1 protein-coding gene is annotated in these 647 nt (G+C 67.1%); it reads right to left on the bottom strand.

From position 1 onward, the window contains the following. Positions 1-44: 44 nt before the first annotated feature. Positions 45-647 (bottom strand): SnoaL-like polyketide cyclase (locus tag Cco03nite_RS42100; protein ID WP_203699645.1); only part of this gene is annotated, 603 nt, incomplete at its 5' end.

The following is a 647-nucleotide window of genomic DNA, read 5'->3' as shown; positions in this document are numbered from 1 at the left end:
GCGGGCCACCCGACCGGTGTCGGGTGGCCCGCCAGGGGTGTTCGTCAGTGGGCGACGGGGCAGCCGCCGGTGAGCTTGCCGAGGAACTGGTTCGGGTCGTAGTAGTGCTCGACCTCGACCAGCTTCAGGTCGTCGCTGACCTTGGCGACGCTGATGCCGAACATCTCGATGGTCTTGCCGTCGGGCTGGTGGCCGTGGTACTCGCCCTCGAACGCGCCCCAGTGCCGCCACTTGAACGTGACGACCGGGGGCGGGCTGATGACCTCCAGGACCTCCCAGTAGAACCCGCCGGGGAACGCCTTGTGGAAGATGTGGTGCGAGGAGTCGAACGACTCCTGGCCGCTGCGGTAGAACGGGCTGTCGCCGATGAGGATGTTGTAGCTGCCGATGTCGGCGATGTCCTGCGCGCTGGCCCAGCCGCCGCCGTTGACGTTGGTCCGGAAGTGCTCGGTCACCATGGACACCCAGGTCGCGGGGTCCTTCTTGTAGGAGACCTCCATCTCGAAGACCTGGACGATGCTCTCCACGATCGCTTCGAGGGAGTCGGGTGCGTGCTGGGTGCTGCGCTGGCCCGGCATGACTTCGTGGGACAGGTGGTAGTCGGGGGTCTTGCCGTCACGCCAGGCCGACGGGTCGGCGGCGTCGAT

Origin of the sequence: Catellatospora coxensis (genome assembly GCF_016862635.1) — a bacterium.
In the GTDB taxonomy this organism is placed as follows: Bacteria; Actinomycetota; Actinomycetes; order Mycobacteriales; family Micromonosporaceae; genus Catellatospora; species Catellatospora coxensis.
Note: the sequence above shows the minus strand (reverse complement) of the source record. Positions and strands in the feature narration are given on the sequence as shown.